Annotated in this window: 6 protein-coding genes; 2 read left to right on the plus strand and 4 right to left on the minus strand. The window is 76.3% G+C overall.

Going from position 1 to position 7,181, the window contains the following annotated elements:
- Positions 1-12 precede the first annotated feature (12 nt).
- A complete protein-coding gene (locus ACFV1L_RS00945; RefSeq protein WP_380361714.1) occupies positions 13-1,665 on the plus strand; it encodes a translation initiation factor 2 in 1,653 nt (550 codons plus the stop codon).
- A 27-nt stretch (positions 1,666-1,692) separates the two neighbouring features.
- Here the strand turns inward: ACFV1L_RS00945 and ACFV1L_RS00950 are convergent, their stop codons facing one another.
- The 4 genes from ACFV1L_RS00950 to ACFV1L_RS00965 form a co-directional block, all read right to left on the minus strand.
- The gene (locus ACFV1L_RS00950) at positions 1,693-3,891 is read right to left on the minus strand and encodes a hypothetical protein (protein WP_380361716.1); all 2,199 of its coding nucleotides are present in this window, start codon (positions 3,889-3,891) and stop codon (positions 1,693-1,695) included.
- Positions 3,892-3,986: 95 nt separating this feature from the next.
- The gene (locus ACFV1L_RS00955) at positions 3,987-4,907 is read right to left on the minus strand and encodes a hypothetical protein (protein ID WP_380361718.1); all 921 of its coding nucleotides are present in this window, start codon (positions 4,905-4,907) and stop codon (positions 3,987-3,989) included.
- A gap of 163 nt (positions 4,908-5,070) precedes the next feature.
- Positions 5,071-5,589 carry a SigE family RNA polymerase sigma factor gene (locus ACFV1L_RS00960; protein WP_380361720.1) on the minus strand — a complete coding sequence of 173 codons (519 nt, stop codon included), beginning with the start codon at positions 5,587-5,589 and terminating at the stop codon, positions 5,071-5,073.
- A gap of 116 nt (positions 5,590-5,705) precedes the next feature.
- On the minus strand, positions 5,706-6,317 hold the full coding sequence (locus ACFV1L_RS00965) for a hypothetical protein (protein WP_380361722.1): 612 nt from the start codon (positions 6,315-6,317) through the stop codon (positions 5,706-5,708).
- 125 nt (positions 6,318-6,442) lie between these two features.
- On the opposite strand from ACFV1L_RS00965, the gene ACFV1L_RS00970 reads away from it, so the two are divergent.
- Positions 6,443-6,604 carry a hypothetical protein gene (locus tag ACFV1L_RS00970; protein ID WP_380361723.1) on the plus strand — a complete coding sequence of 54 codons (162 nt, stop codon included), beginning with the start codon at positions 6,443-6,445 and terminating at the stop codon, positions 6,602-6,604.
- Positions 6,605-7,181 lie beyond the last annotated feature (577 nt).

The following is a 7,181-nucleotide window of genomic DNA, read 5'->3' on the forward strand; positions in this document are numbered from 1 at the left end:
TACCATCGGCGCATGCGCGACACCGGCGGGGACCAGCGGCGCTCGGTGCTGCTGGCGTTCCGCTCGGCGGTGGCGCTGCACCGACTGCTGGACATCCTGCCGGTGTTCGAGGGCGACGGCCGGATCTCCCGCTGGTTCACCCTGGTCCCCGGCTCCCGCTTCGACCTGGAGGCGCTGGCCGCGCTGGACCGCTCCGGCGCCCGGGTGATCGACTTCGAGCAGGCCGTCGGCCGGCCCTTCGACCTGATCCTGACCACCAGTCCCAAGGGCGCCCTGGCGGGCCTGTCCGGCCGCGCCCGGGCCCTGCTGCCGCACGGTGCGGGCTTCAACAAGGCGCTCCGGGACGAGGGTTCGGCCGAGCTGCCGTCCGGGCTCGACCCGGCGTTCCTGCTCTCCGACGGCGTGCCCTGGGCCGACCTGCACGGCCTCGGCCACGCCGAACAGCTGTCCCGGCTGGCCGAGTTCTGCCCGCCGGCGGCCACCCGGGCGGTCGTCGTGGGCGACCCCACGCTGGACCGGATACTGGAGTCCGACGCCCGCCGCGAGACCTACCGGGCGGCGCTCGGCCTCGGCGACCGGACGCTGCTGGCGCTGCTGTCCACCTGGGGCCCGGAGAGCCTGCTGTCCCGACGCCCGGACCTGCCGGGCGAGTTGGTGCACCGCCTGCCGGTGGACCGCTACCGGGTCGCGCTGCTCGTCCACCCCAACGAGGTCGGCGGGCGCAGCCGCCTCGACCTGACGGAGCAGCTCCGCCCGGCGCTCCGGGCCGGCCTGCTGCTGCCCTCCCCGCACCAGGACTGGGCGGCCGTCCTGGTCGCCGCCGACGCGGTGGTCACCGACCACGGCTCGACCGCGCTGTACGCGGCGGCGCTCGGCCGCCCGATGCTCGACGCGTACGACGGCGGACGGGAGTTGATCGCCGGCACGCCGATGGCCCGGCTGCTCGCCGCCGCCCCGCGCTTCACCGGCCCGGAGACCGTCCGCGCCCTCGACCTACGGCCCGCGGAGCGGGCCGCCGCGCCGCCCGGGGCCGGGGCGGCGGCGGAGGCGTTCGGGCGGCCCGGGGAGGCGCTGGGCCTGCTGCGCGGCGAGCTGTACCGGCTGCTCGACCTGACGCCCCCTCGGCACGCCGTCCCCGCCGAGCCGCTGCCGGTTCCGGCGGTGCCCCGGTCGGAGGCCGCGGCGCTGGCGGTGCGCGCCGAGGTGGCCGGGCAGCAGGTCCGGGTGGAGCGCTTCCCGGCCGCCACCGACCTGCCGGTCCACCACCTGTCGGCCGAGCACCCGGTGGCCGCCCTCGCCCAGCTCCGGAGCGCCGCCGTCCTCTGGCGCCGCGCGGGCTCGGGCCGCTGGACGGTCGACGGCTGGACGGCGCACGTCCTCGCCGAACTCCCCGCCTGCCGGACGGCCGCCGCCGTTCTCTCCCCCGAGCACTGCGTCCTGCTGCACCGCGGCCACGGCCCGCTGGCCGTCCGCCTCGCCGCGACCCGCGCGGACGGGCGCGTCCACCGCCTCGACCCCACGGTCGCCGTGTCCGCCGTCCACGCCTGGCTCGGCGCACACCCCGGCGCCGAACCGCCCGGCGAACTCACCTGCACCACAGGCCCGTTCACCCACCGCCTGGCGCTCCGCCCGGCCCGTCCGGAGGAGCTGGCTGCCGAGCTCTGACCCGGCCCTCCCCCAACTCCCGCCGGGCTACGCCAGGCTGCCTTCCGCTCCGGTCTCCGCCCCGTGCGCGGCGCGGAGCTCGGCGGCGCGGGCGCGGTGACGGGCGGCTTCCTCAGGCCGGGCGGTGCGGTCAGCGAGGTCGGCGAGGTCGAGGCGGACGCGGGCCTCGTCGAAGCTGGAGCGGCGGGTCTCGGCGTCGGCGAGCGCGGCAGCCAAGTGCGCCTCGGCATCGGCGAGTCGGCCACCGCCGAGCAGCGCCCGGCCGAGGCCGTGACGGGCGCGGGCGGTCATCCGCCGACGGTCCGCCAGGCCCGCGAACGCCTCGTGCGCCTGCGCGAACAGATCGGCGGCGGCGGTCTGTTCGCCCGCGGCGGCGGCCGCCTTCGCGCTCTGGTAGGTCTGCAGCGCCGCACCGTACGCGTTGCCGATCGCCAGGTGGATCGCGCGGGCCGCGTCGAACGCCGCGCGGGCGGCTGCGAAGCACTCCCCGGCGGTGCCGGGGTCGCCGTGCGCGGCGGACCATTCGCCTTCGGCCAGGGCGAGTTGGCCGCGGAAGTCGACGGCGGAGGCGGCCAGCCGGCGGTCCGCGAAGTCCTCGCCGAGCAGGTCGGCGAGGGCGCGGGCCCGGTCGAGGGCGGCGGCGGCCTCCTCGAACCGGGCGGTCTCCCACAGCGGCCGGGCCAGCAGGCAGCGGGTGCGCACCCGGGCGCGGAGGTTCTCGGCGCGGTCGGCGGCGGACACGGCGGCCGTGAAGGCGTCGATCGCGTCGGCGTGCCGGGGGTGGTCGAGGAAGTGCGTCCACAGCGATTCGGCGAGGGCCACGGCGTCGTCGTCGCGGCCGGCGTCGTGGGCGAGCGAGACGGCGCCGTACAGGGCCTGCCGGTTGGCCTCCATCCAGTGCAGCGCACCGGACTTGGCGGTGCCGAGGTCCGCGTCGGGAACGCCCGGCAGGGCCGGGACCTCCGGCTCGACGGTGAGCCGGCGGCCGGCGATCGCCAGGTCGGCGCGGGCGGCCTGGCGGCGCAGCCAGTGCAGCACGCGGGCCCGCGCCCCGGCGCGTTCGACGCCGGTGGGGTCGGCCTGTTCGGCACGGCGGTGGGCGTGACCGCGGACCAGGGCGTGCCGGCGGTAGCCGCCGGCCCGGTAGTCGAGCAGACCGGCGGTGACGAGTTCGGCGAGGGCGTCCTCGGCGGCCGTGAGGCCGGTGCCGAGCAGCGCGGCGGCGGTGTGCTCGGTGGCGCACGGGCCCGGGCACTGCGCAAGGGTGCGGTACAACTGGGCGGCGCTGGGAGAGAGTTCGGCGTACGCGGCGTCCCAGACGGCTTCCACGGGGGCACTCCCCTGCTGGTGGAGTTCGGCGGTGAGGCGTTCGGCGAGCGCGGCGAGGCTGCGGTGCGGGAGGCGGCGGGCGAGTTCGCCCGCCACTTCGGCGGCCTTCGGCAGTCCGGCGCAGGCGGTGGCGAGGGCGTGCACGGCGGCGGGTTCGGCGGCGGCCCAGCGCTGCTCGCCGAGGAGCAGGCGCAGCAGTTCGGCGGTCCGGTCGGTGCCGAGCGGGGCGAGGGCGAGTTCCAGCGGGGCGGTGTCGCCGAGGTCGTACAGCGGGCCGTGGCTGGTGACCAGCACCAGGCCGGCGGCGGACGCGGGCAGCAGCGGCTGGATCTCGGCGCCGGTGCGGGCGTTGTCGAGCACCAGGAGCCGGCGGCCGCCGCGGGTGCGGGCCCAGTACTGGCGGACCAGGGAGCGGAAGTCCCGTCCCAGCCATGCCCGTTCGACGCCGAGGCCGGGCAGCAGGTCGGCGAGGACCTCGGCGGGGTCGATCGCGCCGTCGCGGCGGTAGTCGTCGAGGTCGATGTAGTGCGCGCCGTCGGGGTGGCGGTCGGCCAGGCGGTGGCCGACGCGCAGGCACAGGGCGGTCTTGCCGATGCCGCCGAGTCCGCTGATCGCGACCAGCCGCGGTCGGCTGCCGCGGTCGTCGGCGGCCGGACCGCCGACCGGATCGGCGGCGGGACCGTCGGCCGGATCGGCGGCCGGTTCGGCGAGGGCGGCGATCCGGCGCTGCTCCTCGGCCCGGTCGACGAAGTGGGCGCGCTCGGGCGGCAGTTCGAAGGCCGGGAGGTGGACGACGGCGGCGGCCTGATGGACGTTCACGGTGCCGACGTGGTGCGCCTGCACCACGGTGTCCAGCCGGGCGTGATCGCCCACCACGTTGCGCGTCTGTTCGCTCACGCGTCAACCCTACGCGGTGCGGGGGTCGCCGACCGGGAGACCGGCGATCCGGGCCCGCCGGGGCGGGTCGGAGCGGTCGGCGCGAGTCGGAGCGGTCAGGCGTAGAACCAGTGCCAGGTGGTGCTCTCCGCGACGCCGCGCCAGATGTCGAGCGGGACCGGCGGTGTGGTGCGCAGGTGCGTCGACTGCGCCCCGCCCTCCTGGGCGCGGTCGCGGAGCCCGCTGAACTCGGTGAACTCCATCACCGTGCCGTCCGGCCGCCACAGCCTGACCCGGTTGCTGAACACGCCGGGCACCAGCGCGTCGTTGCTCTCCACCATCTCCCAGCTGCCGTCCGGCAGGAAGCCGTAGTGACAGCCCACGACGCTGTGGGTGCCGTCGCCCCGGACGGTCTCCTCGCACTGGAACGGCAGGTCGGTCGGTTCGGGCGCCCGCCCGTCCTTCGGGAACGGGAGTCGGGAGTGGCGCATCGTCACCTCGATGGCGGCGGGCTCGCCGCTGCCGTCGACGTACTGCATCGCCACGCCGACGGTGCCGGACGGGAGCGGGAGCGGGTACGGCTGGGGGGTTTCGAGGTACTGCATGCTCTTCGGCAGCAGGCCGCTGACCGTGAAATACACCTGCTTGGGCGTGAACTTGACCGTCATCGCGCCGCTCGGGGACCTGCTGGGCCCCGGTTCGCCGAGCACCGGGGCCTTCGGCAGGTCCAGCAGCGGGCTGTAGAAGGGCGAGGGGAGCGGGCCGGCGCCGTCCTCCGCGCCGGTGGCGGACGGGCTCGGCGAGGCGGCGAGCGAGGACGCGCCGGGCCCGGCCGGGCCGGTGCTCCCGCTGGGCGCCTGCGCGGCCAGCGTGGACAGTCCGGCGTTCGCGCCGACGCCCGCCAGCACGACGACGGTCAGCACGGTGGCGGCCGTCCGCAGCCGACGCGCCAGCCGGCGCCGGCGTCCCCGGCGGCTGCTCTCGGCGACGATCACGGCAACCGGGACGCTCAGCTCCTTGACGCTCCTCTCCATCATGCGGGAGAGCTCCTGGTCCAGGTCCAATGTCCGATGCCTTCCGTACTGGCAGGTGTGTCACGGGTGTCGGGGATGGTGCGGGCGGTGGGCCGAGGTCGGACGGCGGGCGGCGTCGGACGGTGGCGCGGCGTCGGGCGGCGGGCCGATCCCGGGCGGCGGCGGGTCAGTCCTGGAGCAGCAGGGCGCGGTCCGGGCCGAGGATGGCGCGCAGGCGGGTCATCGAACGGGAGTTGAGGCTCTTCACGGCACTGATGGTGATGCCCATCGCCTCGGCGGTCTCCTCCAGGCTGTAGTCCTCCAGGTAGCGCAGCACCACGGCGGCCCGGTTGCGGGGCGGCAGTTGGCGCAGTGCGGCGACCAGGGTGATCCGCAGCGCGGCGGAGCTGCCCTCGCGGGCGCCGACGGCCGGCTCCTCGGGGAACTCGGCGACCGCGAGTTCGCTGGACCGGCGCAGCCGACGGTGCGACAGGTAGCAGCGCAGCAGCACCTTCCGGGCGTACGCGTCGACGCCGGCGTCGCCGTCGGACCGCCGCAGCCTGCCCCAGACCGGGTACATCTTGGACAGTGCGGTCTGCACGAGGTCCTGCGCCTGGTGCCAGTCCCCGCACATCAGGTAGGCGAGCTGGAACAGGCGGCGTGCCCGACTGGCCGCGAACTCGTCGAAGCCGAGCCCCTCGGTCATGTGGTCCCCCGGATGGAAAGTGTTCGTCGACGTTCTCCATACACGCCGCACCCCGGGCCGTTCGTCGCGCCGCGAAGATCAAGATTGGGTAACGCCGGGCGGGCCGGTGCCCGCTGTCACTTCTCGCGGTGCTGGACGGTGCGCTCCAGCACGCCGGTGATCTCCGCGGCCCGGGCCTCCAGGGCGTCGGAGTCGTACTCGACCACCAGCACGGCCGTCGCGCCGTTCGCCCACACGCACGCGGCCTCCCTGCCGTAGTCCGCGGTGCAGTACATGGCGCCGCCCAGGGTCGTGGTCGGCATCCGGGTGAGCGTGCCGTCCGCCACGCCGGCGGCCGTCCGGGCTTCGAAGTCGCCGTTCCTCCGACCCACTTGGACGAGCCAGTCGACGTCCCGCCGCTGTCCGGTGCGGCCGCCCGGGTCGGTCGAGTAGGCGGCGGCCTTCGTCCACACCATCCCGAACCGCTCGGCGGCGCCGTCGTCGAACCCGGGGTTCCGCCCCGGCGTGCCGGCGTGCGTCCGCTGCGCGCCCTCCACCGTGTCGGGCAGCGGGATCGCCTCCCGCTCCGGGCTCACCACCGCGTGCAGGCCGATCGCCCAGCCGAGCAGCACCACCAGCGCGCCCGCCACCAGCCCGGCCTTGACTCCCCCGGGCAGCCCGAGGAACCGATCCGTCCAACTACCGGGCGCCGCCTCACCGCGGTACTCCGCCCCGGCCCCACCGTTCACGCGCACGCCCCCCGGCCGTACCGATGATCGTTCACGGAGCGACCGTAGGCCCCGGACGCGCACCGTGGCAAACTCCCAACTCACCGTCGCCGCACGCGCGGTGGGACTGCGGCAGACTGGACCGCATGGAACACGTCGAGAGCGGGGGCGGCGAGCCCGCCTGCTGGCTGAACCTGGTCTGCGAGGAGTGCGGCAAGGTCCGCGAACGCGGACGCTGTCCGGCGTGCGACCCCGAGCCCCCCGACACCGAATCCGACCACGACCCGGCCCCACCACAAGGCGGTTGACCGACCGCCGGCCCGCCGACACGACGGTCGGACCGAAGCAGTGGCGCCCCCTCTGCTCGACGGTGGGCACGCCGGTGACGGAGCAGACGGCCGCCGGCCCACGCCCCGGCCGGGAAGGCACACCGCCACGGCCCAGCGCCGGGTCACCCGCCGATCACCCGAGGCCCGCCCACGGGCTCCCACCCCTGCTGCCATGCTCCAACCCGCAGGCACCCAGCGCCAGTTCGGCCGGGGCAGTGGCGGCGCAGCCGCTCGACGAGGGACTCCCACCCGCCGCACGGCCGGCCCCGGGCAGGAACGGCACACCGCCACAGCCACAGCCGGTCACCGACCACCGGATGCCGCACCCCTCGGATCCCACCCCTGCGGATCTCGCCCCGGCTGGACGCACTCCAACCCGGCGGCGCCCCGCACCAGTTCGGCCGGGGCAGTGGCGGCGCAGCCGCTCGACGAGGGACTCCCACCCGCCGCACGGCCGGCCCCCGGGCAGGAACGGCACACCGCCACAGCCACAGCCGGTCACCGACCACCGGATGCCGCACCCCTCGGATCCCACCCCTGCGGATCTCGCCCCGGC

The sequence above is a fragment of the Kitasatospora sp. NPDC059646 genome, from assembly GCF_042734615.1.
Lineage (GTDB): Bacteria > Actinomycetota > Actinomycetes > Streptomycetales > Streptomycetaceae > Kitasatospora.